The organism is Acinetobacter sp. AS167, assembly GCF_037152175.1.
Lineage (GTDB): Bacteria > Pseudomonadota > Gammaproteobacteria > Pseudomonadales > Moraxellaceae > Acinetobacter.
The window spans coordinates 23,825-44,632 of sequence record NZ_JBBCMP010000002.1 but is presented as its reverse complement, the minus strand read 5'-3'; the positions used below and the strand labels follow the sequence as shown (position 1 = coordinate 44,632).

Here is a 20,808-nt window from a genome sequence, read left to right as displayed (position 1 = left end):
GATGCCAAACCTTGCGCTGCAAACCAAGCTATGCTTTTTTTGCTCATATTAGTTGAGAGGTACGTCCTGTACCTCCACATGTACACGCGTTTAGGGGCGAATTCTAAGTCGCAACATTATAAACGATTACGTGTAATTCATTAAATTATCAGCAAGCCATTGAATAGACAGTCTAAATTAGGGATCGGTATTCAATGCTCAATTTTTTGACTAATACAACAAGTGTAATCACGAGCTCTCATCTTTTAATGGATAGAGTTTTTGATATAAGTATTTAAATCTGTGGCTGCATCTCTTAATGCATCTTGATAACTGATTAAGTCATCTAAAGATTTTCGAATGCTTGGTGCATGGGTATATAAGCAAGCAATGATTTCACCGTTGGGGTGGAGTATAGGAACTGAGCAAGCCACCATACCTGCTATAAACTCTTCATTGTCTGTACCTAAATTTGTTACGCCAATGCGCTGAATTTCAGATTCAAGCAAATTAGGATCTGTAATGGTGTTTTTTGTGTACTGTGTAATTGGGATATTTTTTAAAATATTTTTCCTTTTTTCTGCGGATAAATGGCTTAGAAAAAGCTTACCACTTGATGTACACCAAACAGGTACTGTTGAACCGACAGGTAAATATACCTGTAATGGCCAGTTCGTCTGTATACGGTCCACGTATAGCATATGATTATCTTGTAGTATGGCAATACCACAGGTTTCGCCAATCTTATTTGACAGCTTTTCTAAAATAGAAAATCGCTCAATTCTAAATTTTTCATTTTCCCAAACATTGAATAATAAGTGTTTGACTCTTCCACCCACCAACAAGCCACCGTGTAAATCTACTTTGACATAACCCTCTTTTTCTAATAATTGAATGAGTCGATGAATACTGGGTTTTGGAATATCAAGTGCTAAAGAGAGATCAAGTGGAGAGGGGGGATGTTTTGCTTCACCAATTGCTTCTAAAATCTCAAGTACTCGTGTGATCGATGAACCTTTATTTCGTTTTGTATCTTGCGTCATAAAATTTTCCAAAAGAACATGCTTCATTCATAGCAACTTGAGTTTATGAATATTATCACTTGAAAGTTGTAGATATGAAATTTTTATCAATGCTTTATCGTTGTAGATTTGGACTTCTCAATGTAAGAAATTCTACGTCAATCATTCGAGCTTTTGTGAAAAAAAGTTTTTAGATACTTTAACCAAATTCTGGTTATGGAACGCTGAGAATATTAGAATCATTAAAGGCCTATTCGGTTCAATAAGCCTTTTTAAATATTAGCGTGACTTGTTCCAGCTTAAAATTTTAAATAATCCAAACATCACCATAATCCAGATAGGAATCAAGATGACAGACTCCTTAAAGTTTTGTTTCCACATGATATATAGAATCATACTAATAAAAACTAAAACAATATAATTACTAATAGGTGAAAAAATTGAAGGGAATTTTACGGTTTTGCCTTCCAATTTCATGGCTTGTTTAAATTTTAAATGAGTAAAGCTAATAATTGCCCAGTTTAAAACCAAAGCAGCAACAGCCAAATACATCAGGTGACTTAATGCTTCTTCAGGCACAAAATAGTTCAGTAACACACAGCCAAAAATTAGAATAGAAGAAAATACCACAGCAGATATTGGAACACCTTGTTTGCTCACTTTTGCAAACATCTTCGGTGCATTGCCTTGTACTGCAAGCCCATACAGCATACGGCTATTGGCATACATACCACTGTTATATACTGAAAGTGCCGCAGTCAAAATAATAAAATTGAGTAAATGTGCTGCCCAGCCTAAGCCCAGTTGGCTGAAAATCATTACAAAGGGACTTTTATCTAAACCACCCAGATCAAGTTGATTCCATGGGATTAATGACATAATAATGGCAAGAGAAGCAATATAAAAAACTAAAATGCGGAAAATCACGCGATTGACTGCTTGTGGTATGCTTTTTTCAGGATTTTCTGCTTCAGCAGCGGTCATCCCAATCAATTCAATGCCGCCAAATGCAAACATTAAAAAGGCCAGCATATAAAACAGCCCTGAAAAACCATGTGGGAAAAATCCACCATGTTGCCATAGGTTTGCCACAGTTGCAGTTGAATCAGCACCAGCTGTGAGCAAAAGATATAAACCAAATACAATCATCGAAATCACAGCAACAACTTTGATAATGGCTAACCAAAATTCTGATTCACCATAAAATTTAACATTGCCCAGATTAAAACCAGTCACGATGACAAAGAAAAATAAAGCAGAGACCCAAGCGGGGATATGCGGCCACCAATAATGCACATATTTAGCTACCGCTGTAAGCTCAGTCATGGCGACTAAAATATACATGACCCAGTAATTCCAGCCAGATAAAAAGCCAGGAAATTTTCCCCAATATTTTTGTGAAAAATAACTGAATGAACCTGCAACAGGTTCTTCTACAATCATTTCACCCATTTGGCGCATGATTAAAAAGGCAATCAAACCGACGATGGCATAGCCTAAAATAATCGAAGGGCCAGCAGATTGGATGACTTGTGCAGAACCTAGAAATAATCCTGTACCCACAGCGCCACCCATAGCGATCAATTGGATATGACGATTTTTAAGTCCACGTTTTAATTGGGAAGATGAGCGATTCAAAATATGCTGTGCTGAATAAAAGAAGCTATTGTAATTGATTGGTTATAGATAACCTAGTTTGAAAACGATATTGCAGCTGGAATTTTAAAAGATATTGAACTCTGGAATATTAGAGCGATTTTATCAATCAATAAAGCTCATGTTGAGTACATCATATCGCTATTGAATGAGGCTTCTCCCAACGGGAGAAGGCTAGCATGAGAGGGATATTAATCTGTACTTTAAAAAAGGCTTATGAAACAAGCCGATTAAGATTGTTTCAAAGTGCATAATGGATGTTTGCCCTCAAACATACCGATGAATGGGGGGAAATGAGTAACCAACCAAGGCTTGAAGTTCAGGAGAAATCGACCTGACCGTATCTTTTTTTTGAGCGGGTATTATAGGCGCGCTTGGTCTACTGCCCTTTATGAGCTCTATAAGAAATTAAGTTAGATTAGAAATGATCAGATCTCACATTTACTCTTACTTATCTTTCTAATCATTAGTTTTATCTACTATGTTTTCAAGAATAGGGCTTATCCCTTCCTAGTATCTCTATCAGGATTGATCGCTAAAATTGCCATATTTTGATAACACTCAATAGTTCTTCCTTTATAGACTCAAGAGATGATCAAGGAAGGAGATCAGCATGTCAAAAGAATATAAATTAAAAAAAGGAAGTTTAGGGCTATGGTACGTTGTATTTTTTGTGGTCGCCGCAGCTTCACCCTTAACTGGTGTGGTTGGAGCATTGCCTGTCGCTTTTATGGCTGGTAATGGAGCTGGGGTAGCAGGTACTTTTATTATTGCAGGTGCGCTATTACTCATTTTTAGTTTCGGTCTTGTAGCAATGAGCCGTCATGTTGTCAATGCAGGCGCATTCTATTCTTATATTGTGCAAGGACTGGGGCTTACCTGTGGTTTAGCGGGATTCAATGTTGCTTTACTTGCTTATGCTGCGATGCAACTTTCATGCAGTGCAATGTTTGGTTTCTTTACTGAACTCTTTGTTACGAGACACTTGGGTAGCAGTTTGCCTTGGTGGGCATATGCAGCATTGATGCAAATGGTGGTCATCGGACTGGGGATTGCCAAAGTTGAAATTGGCGGAAAAGTCCTTGGTGTACTCATGCTACTTGAGATTGCAATTGTTTTGCTGATGGATGCAGTCTTTATGGCTCGACCAGTGACTTGGGAGTTTAGCTCTTTTCAACCCAGTACGGTTTTAAATGGTAATTTTGGGATTGCCATGGTTTTTGCGATTTGTTCTTTTATCGGTTTTGAAGCAACAGCAATTTATGCTGAAGAATGTAAAGAACCCAAAAAAGTTGTGGCTAAAGCAACTTTTACTGCTGTGATTTTAATTACGCTTTTTTATGCCTTAACTGCATGGGTGTTGGTGCAATATACAGGTGCTAGCCAAATAGCTACTGAGGCAGCGAAAGATCCAGGTGTCTATGTTTACAGTGTCGCTGAACAATTGCTAGGGGGGTGGGCTGTTGAAGTCATTTCAATTCTATTGATCACCAGTTTATTTGCAGCAACTCAAGCGTTCCATAATTCGTTGTCACGTTACTTATTTACCATTAGCCGTGATGGTTTGTTATGGTCCAAATTGGCCAAGACACATGCTGTTTATAAAACTCCTTATATTGCCAGTATCGTCCAAGGCATTTTTATGATTGTCGCTTTAGTAACTTTCGGGCTGTTTAAACTTGATCCAATGATTAATATTTTTGCATGGGCATCTGTACTCGGAAGTATGGCAATTTTGGTATTACAGATCGGCGTTTCTTTCGCAGTAATAAAATATTTTCGACAACGCAAAGCGTTACCTGTCTCGATCTGGAGCCGTTTGATTGCACCGATTATTTCAGCACTCGGTATGTTGGTCATACTGTATGTGGTGATTGCAAATCTGGAAATGTTGAGTGGGTCATCTTCTCCAGTCGTGCTGTTTTTACCTTGGCTACTGCTGGCTTGTATGGTCATTGGCATGATCACAGCCCGTGTGTTGAAACATATCAATCCACAAAAATATGAAGATGTCACAAATATTGTTATTCATTCTTAACATCAAAATATACAAGGAGCTTATTCTATGAATAGCCAAATGGTTGCAAAAAAAGATTATCAATTCTGGCATCCTATGACTCATCCCAATAATTGGGTGGATAAGACCCCGTTGCGAATCGTCAAAGGAGATGGGCTTTTTATCTGGGATGATAAAGGTCGTAAAATGCTGGATGGCTTTGCGGGTTTATGGTGTGTCAATGTTGGGCATAATCGTGCAGAAGTTAAACAAGCGATTAATCAACAAATGGACGAGCTGGCTTACTATCAGTTATTTGATGGTGTGAGCCATCCAAAAGCAGAAGCTTTGTCAAACAAACTCATTGAAATGACTGCTCAGGAAAATATGGCACGAGTGCTATATGGGACAGGAGGCTCGGATGGTGTTGAAACAGCTCTAAAAGTAGCACGTCAATATTGGATTTTAAAGGGACAATCTCAACGGACTCGCTTTATTTCATTGAAAAATGCTTATCATGGTGTGCATTTTGGCGGGACTTCAGTGGGTGGTTTGTCTATTTATCGAATGAACTATGGTCCTGTTTTGGAGGGCTGTTCACAAATTGAATCGCCATGGTTGTATCGCAATCCTTGGAACTGTGATGATCCTGAGCAATTAGGACAGTTAGTTGCTGAACAGCTGGAACGAGACATTTTATATTATGGTCCCGACAGTGTGGCCGCATTTATTGCAGAACCCATTCAAGGTGCAGGGGGGGTGATTGTTCCTCCTGCCAATTTCTGGCCTTTAGTCCGTCAGATTTGTGATAAATATGGAATACTCTTGATCGCGGATGAAGTGGTGACCGGTTTTGGTCGTAGTGGTCATATGTTTGGTTCACGAGGCTGGGGGGTAAAACCTGACATTATGGTGTTTGCCAAGGCTTTAACCTCTGGTTATATCCCGCTTTCAGCAACATTGATCAATCATCGAATTGAAGAAGCCTTTTTACAAAACAAAGATCATCGAGGTATTTTGATGCAGGGTTATACCTATGGTGGGCATCCATTAGGCTGTGCAGCAGGGTTAGCCGTCCTTGATATTGTCGAAAAAGAAGACTTGCCTGGCAATGCAGCCAAAATGGGTGATACTTTACTGAACCAATTAAAAACCTTTGAAGAAAGATTTCCATCTGTTGGTAATGTACGTGGTAAAGGTTTGATGTTAGCAATTGATCTGGTTTCAGATAAGAAAACCCGTGAATCGATTATGCCTGATAATAATTTAGCTTGGCGTATTACCGAAGCTTGTCGTGATGCAGGTGCAGTGGTTCGCCCTGTCGGACCAAAAATTGTAATAGCCCCACCGTTGGTGATTGATCAGGCGGGTTGTGAGTTATTGGTCAATGCATTACAGACAGCATTTGAACAGGTCGATGTATAACTCGACAAATTTGTGTTAAAAACAGGATCAAGTGTCTGCGCTATGCGGCACTTTGATCCTGTTTTATTTGTTAAAAAGCTTGTAAAGATAATATTGGAATATTTACACTTAAGGGCTTGTGAAATAAAGGATTAGTTTTACAATAAAAGGTGAGTTTTATTTTTCATTTAAATCTAAGTGTAAGATTTTTTTTGTATTTTTAGGTAAAGCGAGGCACGGATGTTAGTCGTTGAACCAAGTGTAAATACAGGTTTGTTGCATGCCTTTCAAATACGTGAGTCTTTACAACATACCCAAATTTTAAAAGATTGGTCTTTATCCTATGACCAACTTTCTTCAGGTCATTTTGAAAGTCATTTAAATGAACTTTGGCTAGATGATATTCAAATTTATGAAGAACAAATCAGTCCTGCAATTTTTCAAAGTGGAGAAGGAAAGGCGGACTCACTGTGTTTAGGTGTTTTTTCAAATTTATCTAACTCCGCACTGTGGATGGGACAAGTATTACAAGGCGCAGAAATTATCTCATTATGCCAAGGTGGTGAAATTATGATGCGAACCCCAGAGCAATCGTCCTTTTTATCTTTAAGTTTACCCATTTCTTTATTGGGGGAGGCGGGAGAGATTCCACAAGGTGCAAGTATGTTAATTGATCAACACTTAGCACAAGAAATTTATTCTAAGCTCTCAACTTTATTAAATAACCTCTCTAAACTTCCTGACAGCGTAAATTTAGTTAGTATGCAGCAGGCAAAATCTGAGATTTTGGATCTAGGTTTTCAATATATTCAAGCTTTACAGCAACAACGACATGTGATTCGTGTATCAACCATTAAAGCAAGAAAAGTAGTCCAACGCGCATTAGATGCGATGTACTCTTGTCAGAATAATCCTTTGACGATGGACGAGTTGTGCCAGTTAACCTTTACCTCACGCCGTACCCTACAGAACTGTTTTGAGTTGATCACTGGAGAAAGTCCCGCACAGTTTTTAAAACATCTACGTTTAAATGGTGTAAGGCGTAGTTTTATTCAAAATGCTGCATCCACTTCAGTAAGTGAAGTGGCCAGCGATTGGGGCTTTTGGCACTTATCGCAATTTGCGACAGACTATAAGAAACTGTTTGGTGAATCACCATCGCAAACATTGGCAAAGTGCAAATAAATTCTGATGAGTCATGGATGATGAAATTTATCGGATTGTATAATTACGAGTGATTCATTATGAAAAGATGAGGTAATTTTTGCTCAAAACTTTCATTCAAAGGGGTTGCACTAAAACATCAAAGCCAGTCTTTTGACTGGCTTTGATGTTTATGGGGATAAAATCAATGTACTAAAGTTTGCGATTGATCCTTATTTTTGTGTTTATGGTATTTGCTATTTAATAAAGTCACTAAAATTAAAGAAATGATGAACATCGACATGGCATACATTACAAGTGTATTAAAACTTGCTGTATGTTCGATAATTTGACCTGAAACACCAGGGCCCACCCCCATACCAATTGCAATCATCAAGCTGACATACTTCATAATACTGCCTGTGTGATCCATGATCGCTAAACTGGCGAGTATAAATGGGAAAGTAAACATCCATGCAAATTTAAAAACAATAATTGCTGTCATAAAGGTTGAAGCCGCAATTGTGCCTAATAATAAGTAAAGTGAAACAAAGAACAGCCCAAAGCCAATGAACACAACAATCATTCGACTGATCTTATGTCCAATGAGCGTCGCAATAAAGCAGCCAATAATTCCAAATAAAGTGGCGAAGGATAAATAGCCATTTATAGATGCTTCAGGAATTTTTGAGTTGAGACCAATGCTGGTGAGAAAGGTCCAGATACTACTGATGGACATAAAAAAGGATAGAACCGACGCAACTCCGATGATACCCCATATGATGGATTGGTTTGAAGAATTATGGGCATTTGGTTCAATTTGCTGTGATGCTTGAGGTATTTCATTGCTGAGTTTTTTATAAAAAGGTGCTGCAATTAGCATGAGGGCAATTAAAAGCACAAAGAATGCTTTTAAACCAAACTGTGCAAACAAGTGGGGTAAAATCAAGATGGTTAAGGCACCAAAAAGTGTTTGTCCGAGTAACCATAAGGCAAACGTGCGAGCAGGCTTGGAGGTCATACTGCATGACGCCATGGTGACAATCATGATACTGCCTGCGGCAAAGGCTGCGGATGAGCGTGTAAGCACCAGTGTAGTCAGACTATCTGCAAATAAAGATAGAAAATTTCCCAAAATAAACAAGCCAATAAAAAATTTCATCACTTTCTGTGGTGAATAGCGTTTCGCCCAATAAATTGCAGGCAATGCCGCAATGCCCATAAATATTTGCTCATAAAAGAAAAATGTTCCGACCTGTGAGGGCGCAAACTGCCATTCAGTTGAAAGTTGATAAGCGAGCACTGGGGTGGTCATCATCACCAAGGGACCAATAGCTGCAAAGAAACACAGCGCAAAAATATGTCCTTTTGAATCAAAAAAAGCCTGAGTATTCATTCTTGTTCTCCCATGGTTTTTATTTTTTTGTTAAGCCAATTCAGTTTGAATTCTCTGTAATGAACACTCGCTAAAAAATATAGCCATGCAATACCGTATTGAAAATGTTCATCTGAAATCTTCCATCCAGCCCATATCCGATCTAACATAATCTTCTCCTTGAAGTCATTTTCTTCCATGCAATGAATCGTTGAGTTATGAGTTTGAGTTTATTTTTTGAGCGAGTTGATCAATTAATTGCTTCTGAAACTGATTAAAGTGTTCACTGGGTTGTTGTAATTTGAGTAGTTCTATACACGGATCTTGTACCTTAGTTCGAATATCACAAAGTGTTTCAACGACAGCTAAACCACAAAACGGAACATAAGATTCGGCATAACCACCCTCATGAACCATAACTAATTTGCCTTGACATAACCGCTCTGCTGCCTGTTTGGTGAGTTGTGTTAGACGTCGAAAGGTTTCACTATGTAGTAGAAGACGAGCCAATGGATCGAAAGCATTAGCATCATAACCGCAGGCCACAATGATCATGTCTGGTTTAAACTTGTCCAAAGCTGGCAGTACAATGCTTTCAAAGGCATAAAGGTAAGCTTCATCACCACAGCCTGCCAATAGAGGGATATTGATGTTATAACCGTGCCCCTGATTTTCTCCTACATCTTCAGCACCACGATAGCCTGGCGGGAAACAATGCTCCTGATGTAAGGAGATGGTGAGCACATCATTGTGTTGATAGTAGATTTGCTGCGTACCATTACCGTGATGAACATCCCAATCAATCACTGCAACTTTATTTAAGCCCAATTTAGCTTTAGCTCGTTCAATGGCAATGGGAATATTGGCAAGAAAACAAAAGCCCATTGGTTTATCTGGCAAACAATGATGACCTGGTGGACGTGATAGTGCATATGCATTGTTTAATTCACCTAGAAATACTTTTTCGACTGCTTCACAAGCAAGCCCAGCTGAAATTTTGGCAATTTCATAACTACCTGGGCCAATGGGAGCATGCTCATCGAGCAATCCGCCTCCTTGATCACTTAAATTTTTAAATTTATTCAGATAATGTTCGGGATGAATACGGAGTAAGTCTTCCTCTGTGACCGGAGAGGCTGAACGGTTATCTAGGTGTTTGGTTAAACCAGATACATCCAATAAATTTTTAAAACGGCGCTTTGATTCAGGTGATTCAGCATGCGCTGCACTTGCAGGGGGTTGCACCCATCCGCCTACAGGTAATACTGTGGCGTGTAGCCCTGTAGTGTGCCAGAAACACCATTCATCTGAGAAAAAGCCTGTTTGTTTGAGTATCATAATTAAATTCCATTTACAATAAAATCCCTTAATATGGGATATATATTACTTTTTTAAGCGATAAACAAGAGTTAAATTATAAAAAATCTTTTATTTTGATAAAATCTTAAAAAATACATTTCTTAAATTTGATGAAATTATGCAGTATCCTTTTGTATTTTATTTAAAATTAAATAATAAAAAATACCGTAATGTGAAAATATTTTAAAAAATATGTTGTATTTATTCTATTTTGAATATATAAATCCCGTAATAAGGGATAAAAACACTAAATAATGCCTATTTAGGCATCATCTCATCTACATTCAAGCTGAATGTTGTGGTGGGCAAAACAACAAGGACGAAAGGAGAGAACAATATGAAACATTCAGTTTTAGCGACTATGCTGCTGATCGGATGTGGACAGGCAGTACAAGCAGATACATCAACCTCAAAGCCAGCAACATTTATGGATCAATTTTCAGTGCATGGAACCTTAACTTTATCCTCAGATTATCGTAGTCGTGGTTTTTCCAAGTCAGATCAAAAACCATCAGTTCAAGGCGGCTTGATTTTAGCTCATCAGTCGGGTGCTTACTTGATGTTATGGGGAGCAAGTGCTACTACACCGAATGGTGGAAGCATGGAGGCAGACGCAATCTTAGGTTATACATGGCGGATTGATGACAAAAACAGTCTGGATTTCTTTTATGCAGATGTAAATTATCCAGGAGGAAATTTTAGTCCAAATGGAAAATCTGCTGATTTTGGTGAGTATGGTGTGATGTACAAACGCACTGGCACATTGGTTGCTCAGGATAATTTTAATGCCGCCGTTTACTATTCACCGGATTATGTTTTTGGTTCAGGCAATGAGTATTACTTTAGTAGTGAATATAGCTTCCCAGTTATTGAAAATGTACAACTCTTTGGTTCAGCTGGCTATACCAAACAAGACAGTATTGCTGAATTTCAGCTAGGTTCTGTTCCAGATGGTAAAAAAGACAGTTACGTTGATTATAAAGTCGGTGTTCGCGGTGACTATAAAGGGGTAACCACTGAATTTGCGTGGGTTGGTAATAATATTGATAGCCAATTCGATATGTATGATGACCGTTTGTATTTCAGTATAACCAAAAACTTTTAAACGATCGCATTCGTCTTGCTGAAGTGGGTCTTGTGGTGTTCAACTTGACTATTTTAGAAGGTGAAATATGGTTTAAAATTCTTATGTTATCAAAGGAGTGACCATGCAAGTTAAGGAATTTGACTATATTATTTGTGGTGCAGGGTCGGCAGGCTGTGTGGTTGCAACACGTTTGATTGAGGAGAACAAAGGCTCTGTTTTATTGGTTGAGGCAGGTGGTAGTGATCAGGGTTTTAATTATAAGATTCCTGCGGGTATTCCAGTGGTGATCAATGCCATCTGGAGTTATACCACTGAGGCTGATGTAAGAACTAAGCAACGAGAAATGTCTTGTGCACAAGGAAAAGTCTTAGGGGGGAGTAGTTCTGTTAACGGTATGATTTATTTAAGGGGGCAGGCGGAAGATTATGATGAATGGGCTAGCCATTATGGCTGTATAGGTTGGGATTTTCAGTCTATATTGCCTTATTTTAAAAAAGCAGAAAATAATGAAAGTCTGTCAGGTGAATACCATGGAGGTCATGGGCATTTGTCGGTCAGTGATACCCGCCTTAAACATCCTTTAACTCGTGCCTTTATTAAAGCAGGGCAAGAGTTTGGCTTAGCCTATGTAACTGATTTTAATGCGCAGTCTCAACAAGGCGTAGGTTTTTATCAACATACGATCAAGAATGGTGAAAGAGGAAGCACGTCAAGAACTTATCTAGCCTCAGTGCGGCAAAGTCCCCAATTAACAGTGCAATTGAATACTGAGGTAGATCGAGTTTTGATTGAGCATGGAAAAGCAACGGGTATCGAATGTCGGATAAAGGGTGTAAGTACTCGTATTAAAGCAAAAAAAGGAGTGATATTAAGTTCTGGCTCTATTGGGTCAGCAAAAATCCTATTACTTTCTGGTATTGGGCCTAAAACGCATCTTGAAGATATTGGTATCGAAGTACAAAAAGATCTTCCTGTTGGAAGAAACTATCACGATCACTTACATACCTCTATTAATGCCACGATTAAAAACCCGATCTCTTTATATGGCGAAGATAAAGGAATCAGACGTTACAAGCATGGTTTGCAATGGCTGTTATTTCGTGAGGGTGTGGTTGCCTCAAGCGTATTAGAAGGCGGGGCATTTAAGGATACCAACCATGAGGGCCGTCCAGATGTGCAGGCAATGTTTTTACCTGTTTTAGATGTATTTGATGATCCAAGTGGTCAAGGTAAAAATTATATGCATGGTATTACCCTAAAGATGTGTCATTTACGGCCAAAGTCTAGGGGACAATTATATCTTCGGAGTAAAAATCCAGAAGACCAAGTCAGAATTGAAGCCAATTTTTTGGAGCACCCTGATGATCTACAAGGTTTAATTCGAGCAACTCAATTTGGTCTGGACTTACTTCAGCAACCCGCATTGTTCAATGAGATTGATGAAATTTTTGCACCAGATCACGCCGTAAAACGGGATGATGTGGTCGCATTAGAGGCCTTTGTAAGAGAATACTGTAAAACCACCTATCACCCTGTTGGAACTTGTCGGATGGGACTAAATCCAAAAAACTCAGTGGTTGATTTAAATTTAAAGGTGCATGGTATTGATCGGTTAAGTGTTATTGATTGTTCAGTGATGCCATCTATACCCAGTGGTAATACCAACGCACCTACCATTGCTATCGCTGAAAAAGGGGCAGATCTATTGATTCAGTCTCGCTAGATCCTAAATATTTGTGATTCATTTAAAATTTGAATGTACGGTCATTATGCTGTTATAGCGATAATGCCGTATATTAAAATGAATGATTATTTCACATTCTTTGCTTATTCTAGATGTTCAACCTCTTCTCTTTGAATTTGGACTTCATCAATTTCAATTGGTGTATGGATTGATTGTGGGGATGACACAATCGATTGAGTCAAGTTTTTGGCAGTTTCTAATAAAATCTCAATGATGGTTTCTTGTCGTAATAAATTAAATTGTTGATCGGAGCCCACTACACAGACGCTATGTGTCACTTCTTTTGAATCAAAGTCTGAAAAAATTGGGGCTGCGATCCCGATATTGCCTACATTTAATTCATTGTTCGTCGCACAATAGCCATTTTTACGGATATTCTTGGAAATTTTTAATACGTCTTCAAGTGAATAAATATTTTGTGGGTCTTTGGATATTTGATTTTCATAAAGCTGTTTAATTTTTTTTATGCTTCTATAGGAAGTCAACACTTTGGCTTGAGCCCCTCTAAATAGGGGTAAAGGTCTTCCACGTCCAAAACTGAAATGCATTTCGTTGTTTGGACTTAAAATAAAGGTGTTGATAATTTTACTATCATAAAAAGCACTGACAAAAACAGTGAGCCCAGTAATTTGGCTTAAGTTTTCTAGATACGGGCGACCTGTACTTAAAACTGGATCATATTTTCTCATCATCCAGTCCAGCTCAATAACACGAGGACCTAGGGCATAACCACCGGGTCCCCGCTTTACAATGAGTCCAGCATCACATAATTCTTTGATATAGCGATAAGAAGAAGTTCTAGATAAATCAAACTTTTGTGCGATAAGTTCCGCATCAATTTCTAATTGTTCAGGACCAAATAGGTTGAGTACATTGAGTATTCTGGCCAAGCTGCTATTCATATTTTCTCGATTAAAACTGCAAATTACTTTTCATATCTTTCACGAGTTATGCATTCTGGTCAATTGAAATATTAAAAATGTAAAAAATCCCGTATTATGAAAATAACTCTTGAAATAATAAATTTAATGTTCTATAAATCTCTTAATAAGGGAATAATTTAATTTTTCTGGTGAAAAATATGATCGGTGCGGAATATTTTGTAAAAACAGCAGCTCAACTTGGTTTTGAATATTGTTTTGCTAACCCTGGAACAACAGAAATTCCTATGGTTGCAGTGATGGATGCTGAAACAACAATCAAGCCCATACTTTCTCTGTTTGAAGGAGTCTGTTCTGGAGCTGCTGATGGATATGGTCGTGTAGCTGCAAAACCAGCTTTAACCCTGACGCATTTGGGGCCTGGCTTTGCCAATAGTATGGCAAATTTGCACAATGCTCGCCGTGCCAATACGCCAATCGTTAACATTGTTGGTGATCATGCGTCATGGCATGTGAACTATGATCCACCATTGGCCAGTGATATCGAAAGTATGGCGAAAACGGTATCTGGTTGGGTGCGTATGACACGTAATGCCAACAGTATTGGTGATGATTTACAGGATGCAATGAAAGCGGCTTGGCAAGCAAAAGGACAAATTGCCACGCTGATTTTACCCATGGATTTTCAAGCACAACAAATTCAGGATGTAGGGCAGCATTTTCAAGCCACAGCACCACAACGTCACTTTATTGCGAGTAAGGTTGAACGGATTGCTCGCCAGTATCAGCAAGGTAAATCTCTGGTGTTTATTGTGGGAGACACTGGTGTAAATGACGAAGGATTAAAAGCAGCAGGGCGTTTGGCACAACTACCCCATGTACATATGTTTGCTGAGACATTCCCACGGATCAGTCATCGTGGTGGTGGCTTGCCGGATTTGGATCGTTTGCCCTATTTTCCAGAAAAGGCGATTGCGGTGTTGGAGCAATATGATTATGTGGTGTGTGCAGGCGTCATTGATCCGATTAGCTATTTTGGCTATGAAGGGTTGCCATCGCGTTTGGCTGAATCAGATCGTTTGCTTTATCTGGCTGAGGTAGGTGAGGATGTTCCTGCGGCACTCAATGCACTGGCGGATGAACTGAATGCACCAGCCTTTGTGCCTGTTGTAAGCAAAGCGATAGAACTACCACCAGCTCAAGCAGTATTAAGTCCAGCATCTATTGCTAAAGTTCTCTCTGCAAGCCTGACTGAGGACTGTATTGTTTCTATTGAGGGTGGTACTTGTGGTTATCCATTTTTTACCGCTTCGAATGATGGGCTAAAACATCGGGTCATGACCAATACAGGGGGAGCAATCGGGCAAGGGATTCCAGCAGGTTTTGGTGCGGCATTGGCTGAAAAAGGCACACGGGTATTTTGTTTACAGTCTGATGGTAGTGCTCAGTACACCATTCAAACCTTGTGGAGCATTGCGCGTGAAAGTTTACCAATTACGATTTTAATTGCTGCTAATCACCGCTATGCCATTTTACAAAATGAATTAAGGCGTTTTGGTGTAGAGAAGTTTAGTGAAACAGCATTGTCCTTAACCGAAATCAATCAACCCAAAATAGATTGGACTGCTTTGGCAAAGGCATATGGATTAGAGTCTACAGTCACTCGAACCAATCAAGAATTACAAACTGCATTGACCCGAACCAATCAATCAATGCAACCCCATCTAATCATAATGGAAATATGAGGTGTATCACATGGCTTTAAATGCGATTTTTCCAGAAGTACGCAGCTTTTTAGCTCAACCAAAACAATTGTTTATTGGCGGTCAATGGATAGATGCAGTCAGTAAACAGACATTTAATGTTGAAAATCCAGCAACCCAAGAAGTTATTGCCCAAGTAGCAAAAGGTAGTGCTGCAGATGTTGATTTAGCAGTTAATGCTGCCAATTTAGCATTTAAGACATGGCGTTACGAGATTCCTGCAACCCGTGCCAGATTGCTGTATCAATTGGCAGATTTAGTTGAAAAACACACTGAAGAACTGGCGCAAATTCTAACTTTGGATAATGGTAAGCCTTTATTGTATTCACGCCATGAGTGTGGCGGAGCTGCTCATATTTTGCGTTATTTTGCGGGTTTCGCCACAAAAGTTGAAGGTCGTCAGGTGCCTATTTCAGGTGCACCTCATGGCACATTTTTAAACTATACCTTGCGTGATCCTGTGGGTGTTTGTGGCTTGATTGTACCTTGGAATTTTCCGCTTACCATGTGTATCTGGAAACTTGCACCAGCAATGGCAGTAGGATGTACAGCAGTATTAAAGCCTGCTGAACAAACACCTTTAATTGCTGTTCGTTTAATGCAACTTTTTGAACAAGCAGGTTTCCCAGCTGGAGTGGTAAATTTAGTGACAGGTACAGGGCGTGAAGTGGGTGAGCCGCTGAGTGCACATATGCAAGTCAATAAAGTGGCGTTTACGGGTTCAACAGCAGTGGGTAAAGCCATTGCTCAGCAAGCAACATCGAATATGAAGCGTGTCACTTTAGAGTTAGGTGGTAAATCACCCAATATTATTTTACCTGATGCTGATTTGAGCAAAGCTATCCCTGGCGCCGCACAAGCAATTTTTTATAACCAAGGGCAAGTCTGTACAGCGGGTTCCCGTTTGTATGTTCATGAAAAAGTCCTTGATGAAGTGTTAGATAAATTATCTAAAGAAGCACAAGGCATGAAGATTGCAAATGGTTTAGATGAAACGTCTACGATGGGACCATTGGTGTCGGAGCGTCAGTATGCAACGGTCAATCGTTATATTGAGCAGGCATTAGCTGACGGTGCGGAATTGTTGACTGGCGGTAAGCGTCCAGACGGTTTTGATCACGGATATTTTATCGAGCCGACCATTTTCCTTGATCGTGAAGAAAAAGCATGTATTGCCAAAGAGGAAGTTTTTGGGCCTGTATTAACCGTGATGAGTTGGTCAGATACAGATGAGTTGATTGAGCGTGCCAATAACTCAATTTATGGTTTAGCTGCTGGTATCTGGACACAAGATCTATCTCAGGCGCATCAGATTGCAGCCAAGTTAGAAGCCGGATCTGTTTGGGTGAATTGCTATAACGTGGTTGACCCAGTTTCTCCATTTGGTGGCTATAAACAATCAGGTTGGGGCCGTGAAATGAGCCACGATGTGATTGAGGCCTATACTGAAACCAAAAATGTTTGCGTGAATTTATATTAATAAAATTCCTCCGAACTTCTCTTGATGAAACAGAGAGCTTTCCCGCTACAGGCGGGGATGAGGGGGATTTCTAACTCAAAAAGGACTAAAAAATGGATTTGGAATTAAAAGATCGAGTTGCAATCGTTACAGGCGGTGGGATGGGAATAGGTAAAGATGTTGCCCGTCTTTTATCTCAAGAAGGCTGCAAAGTCGTGATCTGCGCGCGTCGTATGAGTTATTTGGAGGAAACAGCCAGAGAGATTTTTGCTGAAACCGGAAATGAGGTTTTGCCATTATTTTGTGATACCACGGATATGAAAGCGGTACAGTTTATGGTTGATCAAGCCATGCAGCATTTTGGACGAATTGATATTTTAGTGAATGGTGCGGCAGCGCCTTCAGGTGTAGTCCGTAATGATATTGAACATGCAGAAGACCACGAGCTATTGGGGGATTTAGATACCAAGGTTATTGGATATTTTCGTTGCATCAAAGCTGTCACCCCCCATATGAAAAAGGCTGGTTTTGGGCGAGTGATTAATATTGGTGGTTTAACAGGTCGTGGCAGTAAGGTTATGTCAGGGATGCGTAATCTTGCGATTGCCCATCTGACCAAGACCTTATCAGACCAACTTGGTCCATCGGGTATTACTGTAAATCTGATTCATCCTGGCGTTGTTGATACACCACATATTCAGGAGCTTTATGAACGTGAAGGCGTGAAGCAGGACAAAACTCCTGAGCAAGTGCGTCAGGGTTATATCGACAGCACACCAATTCGTAGAACACTTGCGCCTATCGAAATGGGTTACTTAATCGGTTTTCTTGCCTCCCCTAAAGCAGGTGCGATTACAGGTGAGTCGATTGGGATTGATGGTGGTTTGACCCGTGGCATCTTTATCTAAGGAGTAAGCATCATGTCAAATGGAACATTATTAGTAGCTACAGTTGGGCAAGCGGTAATTCGTAGTGGTGATGATGGCAAGTTATGGCACCGTTTAGGGGTTGGGCAAGATATAGAGTTTGATGCGATAACCCGTTCTTTATCGCAAGATCCTGAACAACCTAATGTGATCTATGTGGGAACTGATATTGGATTATGTGTCAGCCATGATTGTGGTGGCACGTGGCAACGTTTGGATACACCTTTTAATGGGCAAACGGTTTGGAAAGTTGCTGTTGACCCTCAAAATCGTCAAAGAATTTTTGTTGGAACAGGAGCCCCGTCACGTGCTGTGCTTTGGCGTAGCTTAGATGGTGGTCAGACTTGGGATGCTGCACCTGTTGAAATTCCAGAGTTTTGTGCAGGGGTAAGTCGCCCACGATTGCTGGCTTTTGCTTATGATCCAACGGATGCCAATAAAATTTGGTTTGGTTTAGAAGAAGGTGGACTATTCCACTCACAGGATGGCGGTGAGACTTGGCAGCGACTAGATGATCGCTTGCTTTGGGATTTTAATTCGGATGTTCACGCGATTACCGTCTTGCCAAACCATGGTCAGAAAGTGGTGGTGGTGGTTTGTGTCAATGCCGTTTATCGCAGTTTTGATGACGGGCAGACATGGACAGGAATTATTGCTAAAGAAACATTTGGTTTGTATTACGTGCGTGCGATGTCAGCACATCATCAGACTCAGGATACAGTCTATATCAGTATTTCAGATGGGACACCGGGTACGACCAGCAAGATTCTGGTATCGAAGAATGCTGCTGCAACATGGGAAATCTTGCCTTTACCACAACAACCAAATTCATGCATTTGGGCGATTCAGCAAAACTTCAATAATCCTGATCAGATGATCGCTGGAACTAAGTATGGTCATCTGTTTACCAGTGAGAATGGCGGAAATAGCTGGATTAAACATTGGCGTGAATTTAGTGAAATTGCAGATGTTCTGTGGAGTTCAGCCATTACTGAAATTAAGGCATTACATCAATCTGTGATTGAAAAATAAAGCGAGGAAAAAGATGAAAGTTAAAATATTGCGTACCCATCTTTCACTCTTCGTCAGAGATCCCGAGCTGTCTGCTCAATGGTATACCGATGTTTTGGGGATGGTAGAACATGCACGAGGCCCTGCATGGATCATGATGAGTTTTGGTGTGAAACATCATGATATTGCTCTGATCAAAGCCGCACCTGATGCACAGCAAGGTGGGCTTGGCTTGCAGCACTATGGTTTGGAAATTGAGGGAACATTTGAAACCCTGCAAAAATTGCATGGCATGCTGATTCAAAAAGGCGTAGAAGTGGTCAAAACCACAGATCATACCGTAGGCAATGGCCTATATTTCAATGACCCTGATGGTAATCGTCTAGAATTTTTTTTAGAAACGATTCATGACGATAGCGAGGCAATTAAAGCTTTTCATGATACAGGTGCGCCAAGTAATCCTATTGAAATTAAACCTATTTTTTAAATGGTTCTGATATGAAAAAAGCAAATTTTGAACATTACCATATTCGTAAATGGTACAGCTTTGTAGAGGAAACACTTGCTAATGAAAGCGGTGTGTTGGCAGATGGTGAGCCAATTTATAAATATGCGGTTGCTGTTGCGATCCATAATCCATTTGCTGGTCAGTTTCAGCAAGATCTCAATGCGCTGATTGAAAAATCACCTGAACTGGGGAGTGAGTTTGGTCGCCGTATACAGGCTTTGGCTCAAGGACGTGTTATTGAAAGTTATGGCAAAGCCATTTTGGTAGGAATGAATAGTGAATATGAACATGGCAACGCATTTCTCACCAATCCAGCAGCGAACCCTGTACGTGAAGCGATTGGAGGCGGTAAATCATGGGTACCCTCTACAGGTAAACGTGGCGTTGCCGGGACGATTATTGATGTTCCTCTAGCTCACAAAGATGCGCTTTATGTACGTTCACACTATGACACCTTTTCTTTATCGTTTAATGATGCACCGAATAGTGATGAAATTATCGTGATTTGGGCTTTTGCAACCCGTGGACGCTTACATGCCCGTTTAGGTGGTTTAAAGGCTTCTGAAATTAAAGGTCAGGATGGTTTGAATTAAGTTAGCGATAACGGACTCAATTTTAAGCATCGCAGATAAATACAAGGATAGGACATTATGCGCATAGGGAGCCATTTTTTTAAAAACCGCAGTGGCCTTGGACTACATTATTTAAGTTGGGGCGATCCGGAGCAACCCGTCATAATCATGCTGCATGGACTACGTTCCTATGCTGCAACATGGCACATGCTTGCACCACTGCTTGCAGAGCATTTTTATGTAGTCGCATTAGATCAGCGTGGTCGTGGACAAAGTGAATGGGCGGAATATTCAAGTTATCAAACTGAATATTATGTGCATGATCTTGAAGATCTGATTGCTGAATTAAGGGTAAGTGAAGTTATCTTATTAGGTCACTCTTTAGGCGGAGCCAATGCACTTGAATTTACCCGTTTACATCCTGAACAGGTCCGAGCATTGATTGTTGAGGATATTGGGCCAGGTTCATCAATCCAAGGTGATGGCGCATTGCGTATTCTACATGAAATGCAAACCACACCTTTGTCCTTTGCTTCATGGGATGAGGCCACAGCATTTTGGCAAAAGCTTCGCCCATTGATTGATGAGCAAGGTATTCAATCGCGTTTGAAACATACCTTGGTGGAAAAAAATGGGCAGATTTATTGGCGACATGATCAAGAAGGTATTGCTAAAGCGCGTTTGAGTTTTCCATCGATAGATCTGTGGCCTGCGGTTGAAAGTTTGATTTGTCCTACGCTATTTATAAAAGGTGGTTTGTCAGATTTTTTAACCACTGAAATGCTCAAACACATCAAGATCAAAAAAAATGATGTGAAAACTGTGGAAATTGCGGATGCATCACATTATGTCCATGATGATCAAAGTGAGCAGTTTAATCAGACTGTACAGGATTTTTTAAATCAGTTTGTTGAGTGAGATAA

At 39.9% G+C, this 20,808-nt stretch carries 18 protein-coding genes; 12 read left to right on the top strand and 6 right to left on the bottom strand.

What is annotated here, in order from left to right; genetic code table 11:
• Positions 1-245 precede the first annotated feature (245 nt).
• On the bottom strand, positions 246-1,022 hold the full coding sequence (locus WFN33_RS03615) for an IclR family transcriptional regulator (RefSeq protein ID WP_336951556.1): 777 nt from the start codon (positions 1,020-1,022) through the stop codon (positions 246-248).
• 258 nt (positions 1,023-1,280) lie between these two features.
• Complete coding sequence (locus WFN33_RS03610; protein WP_336951554.1) at positions 1,281-2,639, bottom strand: amino acid permease; 1,359 nt, start codon at positions 2,637-2,639, stop codon at positions 1,281-1,283.
• 631 nt (positions 2,640-3,270) lie between these two features.
• Here WFN33_RS03610 and WFN33_RS03605 point away from each other — a divergent pair.
• From WFN33_RS03605 to WFN33_RS03595, 3 genes are all read left to right on the top strand, one after another.
• Entirely contained in the window at positions 3,271-4,695 is a 1,425-nt protein-coding gene (locus tag WFN33_RS03605; RefSeq protein WP_336951552.1) for an APC family permease, read from the top strand.
• 27 nt (positions 4,696-4,722) lie between these two features.
• Positions 4,723-6,078, top strand: coding sequence for an aminotransferase class III-fold pyridoxal phosphate-dependent enzyme (locus WFN33_RS03600; RefSeq protein ID WP_336951550.1), 1,356 nt, complete (start codon positions 4,723-4,725; stop codon positions 6,076-6,078).
• 219 nt (positions 6,079-6,297) lie between these two features.
• The gene (locus WFN33_RS03595) at positions 6,298-7,242 is read left to right on the top strand and encodes a helix-turn-helix domain-containing protein (RefSeq protein WP_336951548.1); all 945 of its coding nucleotides are present in this window, start codon (positions 6,298-6,300) and stop codon (positions 7,240-7,242) included.
• Between the two features lie 163 nt (positions 7,243-7,405).
• Here the strand turns inward: WFN33_RS03595 and WFN33_RS03590 are convergent, their stop codons facing one another.
• Genes WFN33_RS03590 through WFN33_RS03580 form a run of 3 tightly spaced genes read right to left on the bottom strand, consistent with a single transcriptional unit; the run spans position 7,406 to position 9,913 of the window.
• On the bottom strand, positions 7,406-8,596 hold the full coding sequence (locus tag WFN33_RS03590) for an MFS transporter (RefSeq protein WP_336951546.1): 1,191 nt from the start codon (positions 8,594-8,596) through the stop codon (positions 7,406-7,408).
• Positions 8,593-8,745: a hypothetical protein gene (locus WFN33_RS03585; protein ID WP_336951544.1), complete on the bottom strand. Its 153-nt coding sequence runs from the start codon at positions 8,743-8,745 to the stop codon at positions 8,593-8,595. Before WFN33_RS03585 ends, WFN33_RS03590 begins: the two co-directional genes overlap by 4 nt.
• A 46-nt stretch (positions 8,746-8,791) precedes the next feature.
• Positions 8,792-9,913: a class II histone deacetylase gene (locus WFN33_RS03580; RefSeq protein ID WP_336951542.1), complete on the bottom strand. Its 1,122-nt coding sequence runs from the start codon at positions 9,911-9,913 to the stop codon at positions 8,792-8,794.
• A gap of 358 nt (positions 9,914-10,271) precedes the next feature.
• Here WFN33_RS03580 and WFN33_RS03575 point away from each other — a divergent pair, with 358 nt between their 5' ends.
• Entirely contained in the window at positions 10,272-11,039 is a 768-nt protein-coding gene (locus WFN33_RS03575; protein ID WP_336951540.1) for a TorF family putative porin, read from the top strand.
• Between the two features lie 103 nt (positions 11,040-11,142).
• On the top strand, positions 11,143-12,744 hold the full coding sequence (locus WFN33_RS03570; protein ID WP_336951538.1) for a GMC family oxidoreductase: 1,602 nt from the start codon (positions 11,143-11,145) through the stop codon (positions 12,742-12,744).
• 104 nt (positions 12,745-12,848) lie between these two features.
• On the opposite strand, the gene WFN33_RS03565 is transcribed toward WFN33_RS03570, so the two are convergent.
• The gene (locus tag WFN33_RS03565) at positions 12,849-13,667 is read right to left on the bottom strand and encodes an IclR family transcriptional regulator (RefSeq protein WP_336951536.1); all 819 of its coding nucleotides are present in this window, start codon (positions 13,665-13,667) and stop codon (positions 12,849-12,851) included.
• Positions 13,668-13,846: 179 nt separating this feature from the next.
• Between WFN33_RS03565 and WFN33_RS03560 the strand changes: the two genes are divergently transcribed.
• From WFN33_RS03560 to WFN33_RS03530, 7 genes are all read left to right on the top strand, one after another.
• Positions 13,847-15,391 carry an acetolactate synthase large subunit gene (locus WFN33_RS03560; RefSeq protein WP_336951534.1) on the top strand — a complete coding sequence of 515 codons (1,545 nt, stop codon included), beginning with the start codon at positions 13,847-13,849 and terminating at the stop codon, positions 15,389-15,391.
• Between the two features lie 10 nt (positions 15,392-15,401).
• Positions 15,402-16,889 carry an aldehyde dehydrogenase family protein gene (locus WFN33_RS03555; protein WP_336951532.1) on the top strand — a complete coding sequence of 496 codons (1,488 nt, stop codon included), beginning with the start codon at positions 15,402-15,404 and terminating at the stop codon, positions 16,887-16,889.
• Between the two features lie 92 nt (positions 16,890-16,981).
• Positions 16,982-17,776 carry an SDR family NAD(P)-dependent oxidoreductase gene (locus WFN33_RS03550; RefSeq protein WP_336951530.1) on the top strand — a complete coding sequence of 265 codons (795 nt, stop codon included), beginning with the start codon at positions 16,982-16,984 and terminating at the stop codon, positions 17,774-17,776.
• Between the two features lie 12 nt (positions 17,777-17,788).
• On the top strand, positions 17,789-18,826 hold the full coding sequence (locus WFN33_RS03545) for a WD40/YVTN/BNR-like repeat-containing protein (RefSeq protein ID WP_336951528.1): 1,038 nt from the start codon (positions 17,789-17,791) through the stop codon (positions 18,824-18,826).
• Between the two features lie 13 nt (positions 18,827-18,839).
• Entirely contained in the window at positions 18,840-19,292 is a 453-nt protein-coding gene (locus WFN33_RS03540; protein WP_336951526.1) for a VOC family protein, read from the top strand.
• An 11-nt stretch (positions 19,293-19,303) separates the two neighbouring features.
• Positions 19,304-19,906, top strand: a complete 603-nt coding sequence (locus tag WFN33_RS03535; RefSeq protein WP_336951524.1) for an amino acid synthesis family protein — start codon at positions 19,304-19,306, stop codon at positions 19,904-19,906.
• Between the two features lie 57 nt (positions 19,907-19,963).
• Positions 19,964-20,803: an alpha/beta fold hydrolase gene (locus WFN33_RS03530; RefSeq protein ID WP_336951522.1), complete on the top strand. Its 840-nt coding sequence runs from the start codon at positions 19,964-19,966 to the stop codon at positions 20,801-20,803.
• Positions 20,804-20,808: the final 5 nt, after the last annotated feature.

Bases quoted from the DNA above. Each gene is read 5' to 3' on its own strand.
- WFN33_RS03615 (WP_336951556.1), bottom strand. From the start codon at position 1,022: ATGACGCAAGATACAAAACGAAATAAAGGTTCATCGATCACACGAGTA.
- WFN33_RS03595 (WP_336951548.1), top strand. From the start codon at position 6,298: ATGTTAGTCGTTGAACCAAGTGTAAATACAGGTTTGTTGCATGCCTTT.
- WFN33_RS03535 (WP_336951524.1), top strand. From the start codon at position 19,304: ATGAAAAAAGCAAATTTTGAACATTACCATATTCGTAAATGGTACAGC.
- WFN33_RS03560 (WP_336951534.1), top strand. From the start codon at position 13,847: ATGATCGGTGCGGAATATTTTGTAAAAACAGCAGCTCAACTTGGTTTT.
- WFN33_RS03545 (WP_336951528.1), top strand. From the start codon at position 17,789: ATGTCAAATGGAACATTATTAGTAGCTACAGTTGGGCAAGCGGTAATT.
- WFN33_RS03585 (WP_336951544.1), bottom strand. From the start codon at position 8,745: ATGTTAGATCGGATATGGGCTGGATGGAAGATTTCAGATGAACATTTT.
- WFN33_RS03555 (WP_336951532.1), top strand. From the start codon at position 15,402: ATGGCTTTAAATGCGATTTTTCCAGAAGTACGCAGCTTTTTAGCTCAA.
- WFN33_RS03530 (WP_336951522.1), top strand. From the start codon at position 19,964: ATGCGCATAGGGAGCCATTTTTTTAAAAACCGCAGTGGCCTTGGACTA.
- WFN33_RS03590 (WP_336951546.1), bottom strand. From the start codon at position 8,596: ATGAATACTCAGGCTTTTTTTGATTCAAAAGGACATATTTTTGCGCTG.
- WFN33_RS03600 (WP_336951550.1), top strand. From the start codon at position 4,723: ATGAATAGCCAAATGGTTGCAAAAAAAGATTATCAATTCTGGCATCCT.
- WFN33_RS03565 (WP_336951536.1), bottom strand. From the start codon at position 13,667: ATGAATAGCAGCTTGGCCAGAATACTCAATGTACTCAACCTATTTGGT.
- WFN33_RS03605 (WP_336951552.1), top strand. From the start codon at position 3,271: ATGTCAAAAGAATATAAATTAAAAAAAGGAAGTTTAGGGCTATGGTAC.
- WFN33_RS03580 (WP_336951542.1), bottom strand. From the start codon at position 9,913: ATGATACTCAAACAAACAGGCTTTTTCTCAGATGAATGGTGTTTCTGG.
- WFN33_RS03570 (WP_336951538.1), top strand. From the start codon at position 11,143: ATGCAAGTTAAGGAATTTGACTATATTATTTGTGGTGCAGGGTCGGCA.
- WFN33_RS03550 (WP_336951530.1), top strand. From the start codon at position 16,982: ATGGATTTGGAATTAAAAGATCGAGTTGCAATCGTTACAGGCGGTGGG.
- WFN33_RS03575 (WP_336951540.1), top strand. From the start codon at position 10,272: ATGAAACATTCAGTTTTAGCGACTATGCTGCTGATCGGATGTGGACAG.
- WFN33_RS03540 (WP_336951526.1), top strand. From the start codon at position 18,840: ATGAAAGTTAAAATATTGCGTACCCATCTTTCACTCTTCGTCAGAGAT.